Below are 14017 nucleotides of genomic sequence, written 5' to 3'. Positions count from 1 at the left end.
TGTAATGCACCCCCATACCCTCTGAGCCAAGGACCGTGATCGACGTGAAGGTCGGCATCCCCCGCGAGGTCAAGAACAACGAGTTCCGGGTGGCCATCACCCCCGCCGGCGTGCACGAGCTGGTGCGCAACGGTCACCAGGTCGTCATCGAGCGGGGCGCCGGCCTCGGCTCCTCGATCACGGACGAGGAGTACGTCTCCGCCGGTGCCGCCATCCTGGACACCGCGGACGAGGTCTGGGCCACCGCCGATCTGCTGCTGAAGGTCAAGGAGCCGATCGCGGAGGAGTACCACCGCCTGCGCAAGGACCAGACGCTCTTCACCTACCTGCACCTGGCCGCGTCCAAGGAGTGCACGGACGCGCTGCTGGAGTCCGGCACCACGGCCATCGCCTACGAGACCGTCGAGCTGCCGAGCCGCGCCCTGCCGCTGCTCGCCCCGATGTCCGAGGTCGCGGGCCGGCTGGCCCCGCAGGTCGGCGCCTACCACCTGATGCGCGCGGCCGGCGGCCGTGGCGTGCTGCCGGGCGGCGTCCCGGGCGTGACCCCGGCCAAGGCCGTCGTCATCGGCGGCGGTGTCTCCGGCTGGAACGCCACCCAGATCGCCGTCGGCATGGGCTTCGACGTGACCCTGCTCGACCGCGACATCAACAAGCTGCGCGAGGCCGACCGGATCTTCGGTACGAAGGTCAAGGCGATCATGTCCAACTCCTTCGAGCTGGAGAAGGCCGTCCTCGACGCCGACCTCGTCATCGGCGCGGTCCTCATCCCGGGTGCCAAGGCCCCGAAGCTGGTCACCAACGAGCTGGTCTCCCGCATGAAGCCGGGAAGTGTCCTTGTCGACATCGCGATCGACCAGGGCGGCTGCTTCGAGGACTCCCGCCCCACCACGCACGCCGAGCCGACCTTCCGCGTGCACAACTCGGTCTTCTACTGCGTCGCCAACATGCCGGGCGCGGTGCCGAACACCTCCACCAACGCCCTCACCAACGCCACGCTGCCGTACATCGTCTCGCTCGCCAACAACGGCTGGGTGGAGGCGCTGCGCCGTGACGCCGCGCTCGCCAAGGGTCTCAACACCCATGACGGCAAGGTCGTTTACAAGGAGGTCGCCGAGGCCCACGGCCTGGAGCACGTCGAGCTGGACTCGCTGCTCGGCTGACCCAAAAGGCGATTCGTCAACACGACTCGTCAACTGTGCACACCCGGCCGGACCTTGCCCGACAAGGTCCGGCCGGATGTGTGTATGGTCACTTTGCGGCTCTCGGTCAACTCGCCTCGAACGTAACCCTTCGACCGATTCGCACACCGGTGAAACCTGCTGTGCGACGGCCGTACGCCCTTGACAGCGAGATGTTTCATTGCCGACACATCCTGCCGGGTCCGGCGGATTGTGTTGCTGCGGACCGCCGACACGCCATAGAGTCGCCAACCGTCGGCATGGTGCCACGCTGACCTTGTCTAGAAGTTTCCTGGTCACCAAGGAGGTAAGACGACTTGTGAATGAGTCGACATTTTCTCCCGGGGGTGGTCAACCAGGAATGCCTGCACGGGGCCGGGGCCCCGCGGGATCCGAGGCTGTCGGCTCCGTCGCTGTGCGCACCTTCGCAGCCCACCAGAGTTCCGGTCCGCACGTGGCCCGGACAGCACACCAGAGCATGGATGGCCATCACGTGAACGCCATGGCCGGCGACGGAAGTGGCGCGCCCCACAACCACTTCGCCGACTACGACGAACTGCCCGAGGGGCACTTCTACGACCCCGACGCCGAGTACGAGCCCGATCCCGAGTACGCGGCCACGCTCGCGCCCGACGCGGCCCGCCAGCGCCGCGAGCGCATCGGCCCGACCGGACGCCCGCTGCCGTACTTCCCGATCCCGGGCCCGCTGACCGACCACGGCCCCGCGAAGATCATCGCGATGTGCAACCAGAAGGGTGGCGTCGGCAAGACGACGTCGACCATCAACCTGGGTGCCGCGCTCGCGGAGTACGGCCGGCGTGTGCTGCTCGTGGACTTCGACCCGCAGGGCGCGCTGTCGGTCGGTCTCGGCGTCAATCCCATGGAGCTCGACCTCACCGTCTACAACCTGCTCATGGAGCGGGGCATGTCCGCGGACGAGGTCCTGCTGAAGACGGCGGTCCCCAACATGGACCTGCTGCCCTCCAACATCGACCTGTCGGCCGCCGAGGTCCAGCTGGTCTCCGAGGTCGCGCGCGAGTCGACGCTCCAGCGGGCGCTGAAGCCGCTGCTGCCCGACTACGACTACATCGTGATCGACTGTCAGCCCTCGCTCGGCCTGCTCACCGTCAACGCCCTGACGGCCGCTCACAAGGTGATCGTGCCGCTGGAGTGCGAGTTCTTCGCCCTGCGCGGTGTGGCCCTGCTGACCGAGACCATCGAGAAGGTCCAGGAGCGGCTCAACCCCGAGCTGGAGCTCGACGGCATCCTCGCCACGATGTACGACTCGCGCACCGTGCACAGCCGTGAGGTGCTCGCGCGGGTCGTCGAGGCGTTCGACGACCACGTCTACCACACGGTCATCGGGCGCACGGTCCGCTTCCCGGAGACCACGGTCGCCGGTGAGCCGATCACCACGTACGCCTCCAACTCCGTCGGTGCCGCCGCCTACCGCCAGCTCGCCAGGGAGGTGCTCGCCCGGTGTCACGCCGAGTGAGTCTGCCCGGGGCCGACGAACTGTTCCGCACGACAGGGGGGATGGCGCTGCAGCCGTCCACGCCCCGGCGCGGGACCAACGGTGAGGCCCGGGTGCCGGCTCCCGCGGGGGAGAGCGACGAAATGGCCGCCGCCGAGGACGCACCGCAGTCGGTGCCCGTCCAGAGTGGTGACGGAGAGGGCGCGGAGCACGTGGCCGCGGAGGCCGAGCCGGCCGACGCCGGCGAGTCCCGCACCCGCCCGGCGCGCCGGCAGGCGGCGCAGGAAGGTTCTGCCGCCGCGCAGCCGCGCAAGCGCGGGCGGTCGGCGGCCCGGCGGCCCAGCGGGCGCGAGCGGCACGACGAGAAGATCACCGTGTACGTCTCGGCCGAGGAGCTGATGGACCTGGAGCACGCGCGTCTCGTGCTCCGCGGCGAGCACGGGCTCGCGGTGGACCGCGGGCGGATCGTCCGCGAGGCGGTGGCCGTGGTCCTGGCCGACCTGGAGTCCCGCGGGGACGCGAGCATCCTCGTACGCCGGCTGCGCGGGCGGTAGCGGTAGCCTGCGGGGGCCATGACCTCGAACGGAGCCCCTGCCCCCGGCGCACCCGCCGGCCGTCGGCGTGCGCTGGGGCGAGGCCCGGGCGCTGCACCGGCCGACCCGGTCGCCGTACCCGCCGAGGCCCCCGAACCGGTACCCGCCGAGGCTCCCGAGCCCGGGCCCGAGCCCGAAGCACCCCGGCACCCCCAGGAGCCCCAGGAGTCCTCCGACGGTGTCTTCAAGGTCCGCCTTGCGAACTTCGAGGGCCCCTTCGACCTGCTCCTCCAGCTGATCTCCCGGCACAAGCTGGACGTCACCGAGGTCGCCCTGTCGAAGGTCACCGACGAGTTCATGGCGCACATCCGGGCCATGGGACCCGACTGGGACCTGGACCAGACCACCGAGTTCCTCGTCGTCGCCGCCACCCTGCTCGACCTCAAGGCCGCCCGGCTGCTGCCCGCCGCCGAGGTGGAGGACGAGGCCGACCTGGCCCTGCTGGAGGCCCGGGACCTGCTGTTCGCGCGGCTGCTCCAGTACCGCGCCTACAAGCAGATCGCCGACATCTTCAATGAGCGGCTCGACGAGGAGGCCCGGCGGTACCCCCGCACCGTAGGGCTCGAACCCGAGCACGCCGAGCTGCTCCCCGAGGTCGTCATCAGCATCGGTGCCGAGGGCTTCGCCAGGCTCGCGGTCAGGGCGATGCAGCCCAGGCCCAAGCCGCAGGTCTACGTCGACCACATCCACGCCCCGCTGGTCAGCGTGCAGGAGCAGGCCGGGATCGTGGTCGCCCGGCTGCGCGAGCTGGGCGAGGCCAGCTTCCGGGCGCTCGTCGAGGACACCGACGACACCCTCACCGTCGTAGCCAGGTTCCTGGCGCTGCTGGAGCTGTACCGCGAGAAGGCCGTCGCCCTGGAGCAGGAGACCGCCCTCGGCGAGCTGCTGGTGCGCTGGACCGGCGGGGACGGGGACGAGACACCGGTGGTCACGGACGAGTTCGACCGGCCGCCGGAGGCGCCCAAGGAGGAGAAGAAGGCATGAGCGAGACCGCCGACCTCGACCTCAAGCCCGCCCTGGAGGCGATGCTCATGGTCGTGGACGAGCCCGCGACCGAGGAGCACCTGGCGAGGATCCTGGAACGGCCCCGGCGGCAGGTCGCGGACGCCCTGCGCGAGCTGGCCGACGAGTACACCGTGCAGGGCCGCGGCTTCGAGCTGCGCTTCGTGGCCGGTGGCTGGCGTTTCTACACCCGCGCCGGCTACGCGCCGGCCGTCGAGCGGCTGGTCCTGGACGGCCAGACCGCCCGGCTCACCCAGGCGGCACTGGAGACCCTCGCGGTCGTCGCCTACCGCCAGCCGGTCAGCCGCAGCCGCGTCTCCGCCGTGCGCGGAGTCAACTGCGACGGTGTGATGCGCACCCTGCTGCAGCGCGGTCTGGTCGAGGAGGCGGGCACGGAACCCGAAACAGGTGCGATCCTGTACAGGACGACGAACTACTTCCTGGAGCGGATGGGCCTGCGCGGCCTGGACGAGCTTCCGGAGCTCGCGCCCTTCCTCCCCGAGGCGGAGGCGATCGAGGCCGAGACCCAGGAGGGGGTCCCGTCGTTCGACCCGGACGCGCCCGACGCGCCCGGCGGTCAGGACGCAGACGACTAAGACGGAAACCTTGATGCGAAGCAGCGGCAGCGGCAAGAGCGGCGGGCGCGGTAACTACCGCGGTGCCGGCAACGACAGGGACCAGAAGCAGGGGCAGGGACGGCCCCGCAAGCCCCGCCCCGAGGAGCGCCGCTACGACGTGGGCCCGGGGGCCACCAAGGACGGCCCCAAGGCCGGGCGCGGCGGCGCCGCGCGGGGCGGCGCCAAGGGCGGCCCGAAGCAGCCCCAGCAGGGCGGCCGTACGGCCCCCGCGCGCTCCCGGGAGTACGAGACGCGGGTCGAGGAGCGCAACCGCGAGCGCTACGCGGGCAAGAAGGACATCAAGCTGCCCAAGACCTTTCCCGGCGCCGAGCAGGAGGGCGAGCGGCTGCAGAAGGTGCTCGCGCGCGCGGGCTACGGCTCCCGGCGGGCCTGCGAGGAACTGATCGACCAGGCCAGGGTCGAGGTGAACGGCGAGATCGTCACCGAGCAGGGCAAGCGCGTGGACCCGGAGAAGGACGAGGTCAAGGTCGACGGCCTGACGGTCGCGACCCAGTCGTACCAGTTCTTCTCGCTGAACAAGCCCGCGGGCGTGGTGTCCACCATGGAGGACCCGGAGGGCCGGCAGTGCCTCGGTGACTACGTCACCAACCGCGAGACCCGGCTCTTTCACGTCGGCCGGCTGGACACCGAGACCGAGGGCGTCATCCTGCTCACCAACCACGGCGAGCTGGCGCACCGGCTGACCCACCCCAAGTACGGCGTGAAGAAGACGTACCTCGCGGCCATCGTGGGCCCGATCCCGCGCGACCTCGGCAAGCGCCTGAAGGACGGCATCCAGCTGGAGGACGGCTACGCGCGCGCGGACCACTTCCGGGTGGTCGAGCAGACCGGCAAGAACTACCTGGTCGAGGTGACCCTGCACGAGGGCCGCAAGCACATCGTGCGGCGCATGCTGGCGGAGGCGGGCTTCCCGGTGGAGAAGCTGGTGCGCACCGCCTTCGGCCCGATCACCCTGGGCGACCAGAAGTCCGGCTGGCTGCGCCGGCTGTCGAACACCGAGGTCGGCATGCTGATGAAGGAAGTCGATCTCTAGAACGCCCTTGCCGTGATCACCATCCCCCTTTATTGTCAGTGTGACGATAAAGGGGGATGGTGATCTCATGCCGAAACACGCGGCGACCGGCACACTGCTCGGCCTCGCCCTCGGGGACGCCCTCGGCTACCCGACCGAGTTCAAGACCGTGCCGCTGATCCTGTCGATGTTCGGGCCCTGGCGGGAGCTGGAGCTGTCGCAGCGCGCCCGGGTCTCCGACGACACGCAGATGACCCTCGCGGTCGGGCGCGCGCTCGCCACGGCCCTGGAGCGCGGTGCCCTCGCGCCGGAGCGGCTGGAGCGGCCCCTGCGGGAGGAGTTCGTGGACTGGTACCGGTCGCCGGAGAACAACCGGGCCCCGGGCAACACGTGTCTGCGGGCGTGCGACCTGCTCGAGGCGCAGGGCCGGGCCTGGCAGGACGCCAGCCAGCTCGGCTCCAAGGGCTGCGGCGCCAACATGCGGGTCGCGCCCGTCGGCCTCGCTCCGGGACTGAGCGACGAACAGCGCGCCGGGGCCGCCCAGTTGCAGGCCGCGCTCACCCACGGCCACCCCACCGCGCTGGCCGCCTCCGACCTCACCGCCCACGCCGTCCGCCTGCTCGCCCGGGGCACCGACCCGGCCGGGCTGGTCGGACAGCTGCGTTCCTACGCGCTCGACCACCGCACCCGCTACGACCACACCTGGCTCGGCGACCTGTGGACCCGCTCCCAGGACCCCAGCCCCGAGCACTTCATCGCGCGCGGCTGGGACGAGTGCCTGGAGATCCTCGGCCGGCTCCAGGAGGCCGTGCGGACCGTCTCCCCGGAGAGCGACCCGTGCCTGGCCACCGGCGAGGGCTGGATCGCCGAGGAGGCCCTCGCCACCGGGCTGCTGTGCTTCCTGCTCTTCCCCGACGACCCGGTGACCGCGCTGCGCCGGGCCACCTGCACCGCCGGCGACTCCGACTCCATCGCCTGCCTCACCGGTGCCTTCGCGGGCGCCTGGCTGGGCGCGGACGCCTGGCCCGCCGACTGGGCCGGGCGGATCGAGTACCGAGGCGACTTGTTGGCCCTCGGAGCGCTCTGGGACGCTTAGGCCCGTGATCGACGACCTCGACATCGACCTGACCCCGGTGGTCGCGGAACAGCCCGACCCGCTGCTGTTCGCCACCGTCTCCGGAGCCCACCTGTACGGCTTCCCCTCCGAGGACTCCGACGTGGACCTGCGGGGCGTCCACCTGCTCCCCGCCGCCGACCTCGTCGGACTGCACGAGCCGGAGGAGACCCGCTCGCGGGCCTGGGTCCGGTACGGCGTCGAGCTGGACCTCGTCACCCACGACCTGCGCAAGTTCGTCCGGCTGATGCTCCGCCGCAACGGCTATGTGCTGGAGCAGCTGCTCTCGCCCCTGGTCGTGCACACCTCCGAGGCGCACCGGGAGCTGGCCGCCCTGGCCCCCGATGTCCTCACCAGCCACCACGCCCACCACTACCGCGGGTTCGCGGTGACCCAGTGGCGGCTGTTCGAGAAGACCGGCGAACTCAAGCCGCTGCTCTACACCTTCCGCGTGCTGCTCACCGGCATCCACCTCATGCGCAGCGGCGAGGTCCAGGCCCACCTGCCCGCACTCCTGGACCAGGTCGGCGGGCCCGGATACCTGCCGGAGCTGATAGCCGCCAAGCGGGAGAGGGAGCACGGCAAGGCCGGCATCGGCCACGCGCGCGCGGAGGCCGACGTGGAGCGGCTGCATGCCGTGCTCGACGAGGCGCAGGCCGGTTCAGCCCTGCCCGAGGCGGCCGGCGCCCACGACGCCCTGCACGACCTCGTGGTCCGGCTCCGCCTGGCCGGCTGAGGCCCGGCGCACCCGGTACAGGAAGCCGGCCACGCGCGCGTGGTCCGGCTCCGGCGGCAGCGGGCTGCCCCGCAGGGCCTCCTCGGCCTCGGCGGCCAGCCGGACCATCCACGCCTCTGCCTGCGCCCACGGCACCTCGCCGCGCTTCACCGCCAGCAGGGGCTCGCGCCATTCGCCGACGTCGATCCGCAGCTCGCCGGTGCGCAGCAGGTCCCGGGCGCTCATCAGCAGGCGCAGCAGGTGCATCGCGTGCTTCCAGCGCGGGGCGCCCGTGGTGCGGATGTCGGCGTCCAGCTTCTTGCGCTGGCCCAGGGCGTAGCGCGTGAAGGTGTCGTAGGCCTGCCGGGACAGGAAGGCGCCGCGCAGGGACAGCAGCTCGCGGCCGGTGTCGTCCAGGTGCTCCACCAGCGGGGAGTGCAGGCACTCCAGGATGTTCGGGTTGCCGCGCAGCGCCAGCTCGCAGAACCGTTCCAGCTCCCAGGAGAACCGCTCCTCGCCCGGCCCCTCCACGTGCGTCGGCGGCTTGTCGAACCGCCAGAACAGCGGGGTCGGCGCGAGGAACACCCCGCGCCGGTCGGTGTCGCTGGAGTCCGTCGCCAGGCCGAAGGCGCGGGAGCCCATGACACAGGCGTAGATCGTGTGGTCGCGTACCAGGTCCTGCGGCTGCATCCCCGGAGCGTACGCGGCCCCCTCAGGTCAGGCGGATCGAATTTCCGTCCACCGTGATCGACCGCTGGGGCAGCGGCCTGATCGCGGGGCCCTGCGCCACCGAGCCGTCGGCGACGCGGAATTTGCTGCCGTGGCACGGACAGTCGATGGTGCCGTCCGCCACCTCGTCCACCAGGCAGCCCTGGTGCGTGCAGATCGCCGAGAAGGCCTGGAAGTCACCCTTCTCGGGCTGGGTGACCACCACCTTCTCCTTCGCGAACACCTTGCCGCCGCCCTCCGGGATGTCGCTCGTCCTCGCCAGTGCCTTCCCGACGGTGGCCGCCGCCTCCTCCCCGGCCGGGGACGCCGAGGCCGAGACCGCCGACGTGGCCTCACCGCCGTCCTCGGCGCCGCACCCCACGCATCCCAGGGCGAGCGCACCGGCGCCCGTGGCGAGAACTGTCCGCCGTGTCGCTGGCTGGGGCATGTCAGACCTCCGTACAGACGTGCATATCGGTGGATACCGGAACGTTCGCATCGTCTCAGCGGGCGAGCGGCGCACGCTCACCCCGCGCGGGCTGACTAGGCTGGACGGACCAAGAACCAGACACGCATGTCAGCGAGGAGCAGCGCCGTGGCGGTACGAGCGGTCCGGGGGGCCGTCCAGCTGGATCGGGACGAGGCCGGTCACATGGAGGAGCGGGTCGGGGCCCTGCTCACCGCAGTCCTGGAGCGGAACGGGCTGACCGCCGACGACCTGATCAGCATCTGGTTCACGGCCACCCCCGACCTGCACAGCGACTTCCCGGCCGCCGCCGCCCGCAAGCTCGGCATCGTCGACGTCCCCCTGATCTGCGCCCAGGAGCTGGACATCGAGGGAGCCATGCCCCGGATCGTACGGATCCTCGCGCACATCGAGTCGGACACGCCGCGCGCCGACATCAACCACGTCTACCTCGGCGCCGCGGCCGCCCTGCGCAAGGACATCGCCCAGTGAGAACCGCACTCGTCCTCGGAACCGGCCTCATCGGCACCTCCGCCGCCCTGGCCCTCGTCCGGCGCGGGGTGACCGTCCACCTCGCCGACCACGACCCCGAGCAGGCCCGCACCGCCGCCGCGCTGGGCGCCGGCACCGACGAGGCCCCCGAGGGCCCGGTCGACCTGGCGATCGTGGCCGCCCCGCCCGCCCATGTGGCCCGGGTGCTCGCCGACGCCATGCGCCGGGGCGTGGCCCGCGGCTACCTGGACGTCGCCAGCGTCAAGGGAGGCCCACGCCGCGAGCTGGAGGCGCTCGGCCTGGACCTCACCGCGTACATCGGCAGCCACCCCATGTCCGGCCGGGAGAAGTCCGGCCCGCTGGCCGCCACCGGCGACCTCTTCGAGGGCCGCCCCTGGGTGCTCACCCCGACCCGGGACACCGACACCGAGGTGCTGAACCTCGCCCTGGAACTGGTCTCGCACTGCCGGGCCGTCCCGGTCGTCATGGACGCCGACGCCCACGACCGAGCCGTCGCCCTCGTCTCCCACATGCCCCACCTGGTGTCCAGCATGGTCGCCGCGCGCCTGCAGCACGCCGAGGAGGCGGCCGTACGGCTGTGCGGGCAGGGCATCCGGGACGTGACCCGGATCGCCGCCTCCGACCCGCGCATGTGGATCGACATCCTGTCCGCGAACCCGGGGCCGGTCGCCGACCTGCTCTCCGACGTCGCCGCCGACCTGGACGAGACGGTCCGGGCGCTGCGCGCCCTGCAGTCCTCCGACGAGGACAAGCGCAGCGAGGGCACCGCCGGCATCGAGGACGTGCTGCGCCGCGGGAACGCGGGCCAGGTGCGGGTACCCGGCAAGCACGGCAGCGCCCCGCGCGTGTACGAGACCGTCGTCGTCCTCATCGACGACCAGCCCGGCCAGCTCGCCCGGATCTTCGCGGACGCGGGCCGGGCCGGGGTCAACATCGAGGACGTCCGGATCGAGCACGCCACCGGGCAGCAGGCCGGCCTGGTCCAGCTGAGCGTGGAGCCGAAGGCGGCGGGGCCGCTGACCGCCGCGCTGCGGGAGTGCGGCTGGGCGCTGCGGCAGTAGCGCAAGCCGCACGCGTCCGGACGAGTGACCCGCACCCAGTAACCTTGTGCGGGGCGCTCTCGCTCCCCGCCTCCCGACCGCACCGCACCAGGAAGGTGTCCCCCCGTGGAAAACGGCGCCGCCCCGACCGCCAAGCCCGTGATCGTCGCGATCGACGGTCCCTCCGGCACGGGCAAGTCGAGCACGTCGAAGGCCGTCGCCGCGCAGCTCGGCCTCAGCTACCTGGACACCGGTGCCCAGTACCGGGCGATCACCTGGTGGATGGTGACCAACGGCATCGACCTGGAGGACCCGACCGCCATCGCCGCCGTCGCGGGCAAGCCGGAGATCGTCTCCGGCACCGACCCGGCCGCCCCGACCATCACGGTCGACGGCGTCGACGTCGCCGGTCCGATCCGCACCCAGGAGGTCACCTCCAAGGTCAGCGCGGTCAGCGCGGTGCCCGAGGTGCGCGCCCGGATCACCGAGCTGCAGCGCTCGCTGGCCGCCGCCGCGGAGCACGGCATCGTGGTCGAGGGCCGGGACATCGGTACGACCGTCCTCCCGGACGCCGACCTGAAGATCTTCCTCACCGCTTCCCCGGAGGCCCGTGCGGCCCGCCGCAGCGGCGAGCTGAAGGGCGCCGACCTCCACGCCACCCGCGAGGCCCTGATCAAGCGGGACGCGGCCGACTCCAGCCGCACGACCTCGCCGCTCGCCAAGGCCGACGACGCGGTCGAGGTGGACACCACCGAGCTGACTCTCGCCCAGGTCATCGAGTGCGTCGTCACCCTGGTCGAGGAGAAGCGAGCCGGGAAGTGACCGAGCCGTCCGTGCCCTCGCAGCGGGGGGCCGAGGTCGGGCGGCGCATCGGCGTCGGCCTGATGTACGGCCTGTGGAAGCCGCGGGTGCTCGGCGCCTGGAAGGTGCCGGCCACCGGCCCGGTGATCCTCGCCGTGAACCACTCCCACAACATCGACGGACCGATGGTGATGGGCGTGGCGCCCCGGCCCACCCACTTCCTGATCAAGAGGGAAGCCTTCGTCGGCCCGCTGGACGCCTTCCTGACCGGCATCGGCCAGCTGAAGGTGGACCGCACGGCCGCCGACCGCACGGCGATCGGCCAGGCCCTCGGCGTGCTGGCGGCCGGGGGAGTGCTGGGCATCTTCCCGGAGGGCACCCGGGGCGAGGGCGACTTCGCCTCGCTGCGCGCCGGGCTCGCCTACTTCGCGGTGCGCAGCGGGGCACCGATCGTGCCCGTGGCCGTCCTGGGAAGCTCCGAGCGGCCCGGACGGTTGACCAAGGCGCTGCCCCCGCTGCGCTCCCGGATCGACGTCGTCTTCGGCGACCCGTTCGAGGCGGGCGACGGTTCCGGGCGGCGTACGCGCAAGGCGCTGGACGAGGCGACCGAGCGCATCCGGAAGCAGCTGACCAGCCACCTGGAAAACGCCAGGCGCCTGACCGGGCGCTAGGCGACACTTGAGTAGTGGATCAGCCCATGCGGGGCTTTTCCACCGATCACCACGAATGAACGACGAGGTACGGACTTCATGAACGACGACATCCAGCCCGGCGACTCGGCTGAGCACGAGTACGACCACGGGGCTCTCGGCGACGCCGAGTACGCGGAGTTCATGGAGCTCGCCGCGGAAGAGGGCTTCGACATCGAGGACGTCGAGGGCGCCATCGAGGCGGCGGGCCACGGTCCGCTGCCCGTGCTCGCCGTCGTCGGCCGCCCCAATGTCGGCAAGTCGACCTTGGTGAACCGGATGATCGGCCGCCGCGAGGCGGTCGTGGAGGACCGGCCGGGCGTCACCCGCGACCGCGTCACCTACGAGGCCGAGTGGGCCGGCCGCCGGTTCAAGGTCGTCGACACCGGCGGCTGGGAGCAGGACGTCCTCGGCATCGACGCCTCCGTGGCCGCGCAGGCCGAGTACGCGATCGAGGCGGCCGACGCGGTCGTCTTCGTGGTCGACGCCAAGGTCGGCGCCACCGACACCGACGAGGCCGTCGTCCGGCTGCTGCGCAAGGCCGGCAAGCCGGTCGTGCTCTGCGCCAACAAGGTCGACGGCCCGAGCGGCGAGGCCGACGCGGCCTACCTGTGGAACCTCGGCCTGGGCGAGCCCCACCCGGTCTCGGCCCTGCACGGCCGCGGCACCGGCGACATGCTCGACGCCGTCCTGGAGGTCCTGCCGGACGCGCCCGAGCAGTCCTTCGGCACCGCGGTCGGCGGCCCCCGCCGCATCGCCCTCATCGGCCGCCCGAACGTCGGCAAGTCCTCGCTGCTGAACAAGGTGGCCGGCGAGGAGCGCGTCGTCGTCAACGAGCTGGCGGGCACCACCCGCGACCCGGTCGACGAGATCATCGAACTCGGCGGCAAGACCTGGAAGTTCGTGGACACCGCGGGCATCCGCAAGCGGGTCCACCTCCAGCAGGGCGCCGACTACTACGCCTCGCTGCGCACGGCCGCCGCCGTGGAGAAGGCGGAGGTCGCCGTCGTCCTGATCGACGCCTCCGAGAACATCTCCGTGCAGGACCAGCGGATCGTCACCATGGCGGTCGAGGCGGGCCGCGCGCTGGTCCTCGCCTACAACAAGTGGGACACCCTCGACGAGGAGCGCCGCTACTACCTGGAGCGGGAGATCGAGACCGAGCTGGGCCAGGTCGCCTGGGCCCCCCGGGTCAACGTCTCGGCGCGCACCGGCCGGCACATGGAGAAGCTGGTCCCGGCGATCGAGACGGCGCTGGCCGGCTGGGAGACGCGCGTCCCGACGGGCCGCCTGAACGCCTTCCTGGGCGAGCTGGTCTCGGCCCACCCGCACCCCGTCCGGGGCGGCAAGCAGCCGCGCATCCTGTTCGGCACCCAGGCCGGCACCAAGCCCCCGCGGTTCGTGCTCTTCGCCTCCGGCTTCATCGAGGCGGGCTACCGGCGCTTCATCGAGCGCCGGCTGCGCGAGGAGTTCGGCTTCGAGGGCACCCCGATCCACATCTCGGTGCGGGTGCGAGAGAAGCGCGGCGCGAAGAAGAAGTAAGGCGGTACGCCATGAAGGGCGGCCCCCGGCTGTCCGGGGGCCGCCCTTCATGTCCGGGTGCGTGTCACGCGCCCCGGCGCTGTCCCGGCGGCAGGGCCGCGGCCGGGACGTACTGCATCCCGGTCTCGTGCTGCCGGCCGAGCGTGCCGACCCGCTGCCACTGCGACTGCTGCCGGGCGCTGTAGGCCCCCGCGCTGTAGGCGCTGTACGAGCTGCTGAACGACCCCGGCCGGTGGCCGCCGTACGTGCCCGAGGCGTCCGGGAGGTCCCCGAAGGCGCTGAACCTCAGCCCCTCCTCGCCGCTGCGGTCGCCCGGCAGCGTGCGGAAGGTCCTGACCCACTCCGCGTAGAGCGAGTCGTAGATCGGCGTGGCCGACGGTCCACCGGCGGGCTCGTGCGCCGCCCGGGCGGACGGCACGGACGAAAAGGACCGGCGGGGAGGAGTGTCGTATGCGTGCACGTATGTCCAAACGACGGGAACGTCAAAGGGATGCGGTCCGGCCACCCCTGAGGGTCACGAACCGCAGCCGCC

16 protein-coding genes are annotated in these 14017 nt (G+C 71.9%); 13 read left to right on the top strand and 3 right to left on the bottom strand.

The genetic code is table 11. The annotated features are described in order from the left end of the window. Positions 1-35 precede the first annotated feature (35 nt). From ald to ACIP4Y_RS37135, 8 genes are all read left to right on the top strand, one after another. Positions 36-1160, top strand: a complete 1125-nt coding sequence (gene ald, locus ACIP4Y_RS37170; protein ID WP_358642444.1) for an alanine dehydrogenase — start codon at positions 36-38, stop codon at positions 1158-1160. Between the two features lie 379 nt (positions 1161-1539). Continuing rightward, the gene (locus ACIP4Y_RS37165) at positions 1540-2673 is read left to right on the top strand and encodes a ParA family protein (RefSeq protein ID WP_358642442.1); all 1134 of its coding nucleotides are present in this window, start codon (positions 1540-1542) and stop codon (positions 2671-2673) included. Further along, positions 2658-3206, top strand: a complete 549-nt coding sequence (locus tag ACIP4Y_RS37160; protein ID WP_358642440.1) for a hypothetical protein — start codon at positions 2658-2660, stop codon at positions 3204-3206. The genes ACIP4Y_RS37165 and ACIP4Y_RS37160 overlap by 16 nt, the downstream gene beginning before the upstream one ends. An 18-nt stretch (positions 3207-3224) precedes the next feature. Next, on the top strand, positions 3225-4229 hold the full coding sequence (locus tag ACIP4Y_RS37155) for a segregation and condensation protein A (protein ID WP_401401193.1): 1005 nt from the start codon (positions 3225-3227) through the stop codon (positions 4227-4229). Beyond that, positions 4226-4843: an SMC-Scp complex subunit ScpB gene (gene scpB / locus ACIP4Y_RS37150; protein WP_189985934.1), complete on the top strand. Its 618-nt coding sequence runs from the start codon at positions 4226-4228 to the stop codon at positions 4841-4843. Before ACIP4Y_RS37155 ends, scpB begins: the two co-directional genes overlap by 4 nt. A 13-nt stretch (positions 4844-4856) precedes the next feature. Beyond that, entirely contained in the window at positions 4857-5918 is a 1062-nt protein-coding gene (locus tag ACIP4Y_RS37145) for a pseudouridine synthase (RefSeq protein WP_358642434.1), read from the top strand. A 67-nt stretch (positions 5919-5985) separates the two neighbouring features. After that, the gene (locus ACIP4Y_RS37140; RefSeq protein WP_401401190.1) at positions 5986-6993 is read left to right on the top strand and encodes an ADP-ribosylglycohydrolase family protein; all 1008 of its coding nucleotides are present in this window, start codon (positions 5986-5988) and stop codon (positions 6991-6993) included. Positions 6994-6997: 4 nt separating this feature from the next. After that, positions 6998-7747, top strand: a complete 750-nt coding sequence (locus ACIP4Y_RS37135) for a DNA polymerase beta superfamily protein (RefSeq protein ID WP_401401188.1) — start codon at positions 6998-7000, stop codon at positions 7745-7747. Here ACIP4Y_RS37135 and ACIP4Y_RS37130 read toward each other — a convergent pair. Beyond that, positions 7673-8416 carry a DNA polymerase beta superfamily protein gene (locus tag ACIP4Y_RS37130; protein WP_401401185.1) on the bottom strand — a complete coding sequence of 248 codons (744 nt, stop codon included), beginning with the start codon at positions 8414-8416 and terminating at the stop codon, positions 7673-7675. The genes ACIP4Y_RS37135 and ACIP4Y_RS37130 overlap by 75 nt on opposite strands. Positions 8417-8438: 22 nt before the next feature. Continuing rightward, positions 8439-8882, bottom strand: coding sequence for a Rieske (2Fe-2S) protein (locus ACIP4Y_RS37125; protein ID WP_401401183.1), 444 nt, complete (start codon positions 8880-8882; stop codon positions 8439-8441). 147 nt (positions 8883-9029) lie between these two features. Here ACIP4Y_RS37125 and aroH point away from each other — a divergent pair, with 147 nt between their 5' ends. From aroH to der, 5 genes are all read left to right on the top strand, one after another. Then, positions 9030-9392: a chorismate mutase gene (gene aroH, locus ACIP4Y_RS37120; protein ID WP_401401180.1), complete on the top strand. Its 363-nt coding sequence runs from the start codon at positions 9030-9032 to the stop codon at positions 9390-9392. Next, on the top strand, positions 9389-10474 hold the full coding sequence (locus ACIP4Y_RS37115; protein ID WP_401401177.1) for a prephenate dehydrogenase: 1086 nt from the start codon (positions 9389-9391) through the stop codon (positions 10472-10474). The genes aroH and ACIP4Y_RS37115 overlap by 4 nt, the downstream gene beginning before the upstream one ends. A gap of 105 nt (positions 10475-10579) precedes the next feature. Then, positions 10580-11275, top strand: coding sequence for a (d)CMP kinase (gene cmk, locus ACIP4Y_RS37110; protein ID WP_358642420.1), 696 nt, complete (start codon positions 10580-10582; stop codon positions 11273-11275). 62 nt (positions 11276-11337) lie between these two features. Continuing rightward, the gene (locus tag ACIP4Y_RS37105) at positions 11338-11925 is read left to right on the top strand and encodes a lysophospholipid acyltransferase family protein (protein WP_401401237.1); all 588 of its coding nucleotides are present in this window, start codon (positions 11338-11340) and stop codon (positions 11923-11925) included. 78 nt (positions 11926-12003) lie between these two features. Continuing rightward, on the top strand, positions 12004-13485 hold the full coding sequence (gene der, locus ACIP4Y_RS37100; protein ID WP_401401175.1) for a ribosome biogenesis GTPase Der: 1482 nt from the start codon (positions 12004-12006) through the stop codon (positions 13483-13485). Between the two features lie 64 nt (positions 13486-13549). Here the strand turns inward: der and ACIP4Y_RS37095 are convergent, their stop codons facing one another. Beyond that, positions 13550-13945, bottom strand: a complete 396-nt coding sequence (locus ACIP4Y_RS37095; protein ID WP_358642415.1) for a hypothetical protein — start codon at positions 13943-13945, stop codon at positions 13550-13552. Positions 13946-14017: the final 72 nt, after the last annotated feature.

It is taken from the genome of Streptomyces sp. NPDC088810, assembly GCF_044750305.1.
Taxonomy (GTDB): Bacteria; Actinomycetota; Actinomycetes; order Streptomycetales; family Streptomycetaceae; genus Streptomyces.
This window is presented reverse-complemented; position numbering and strand designations above follow the sequence as displayed.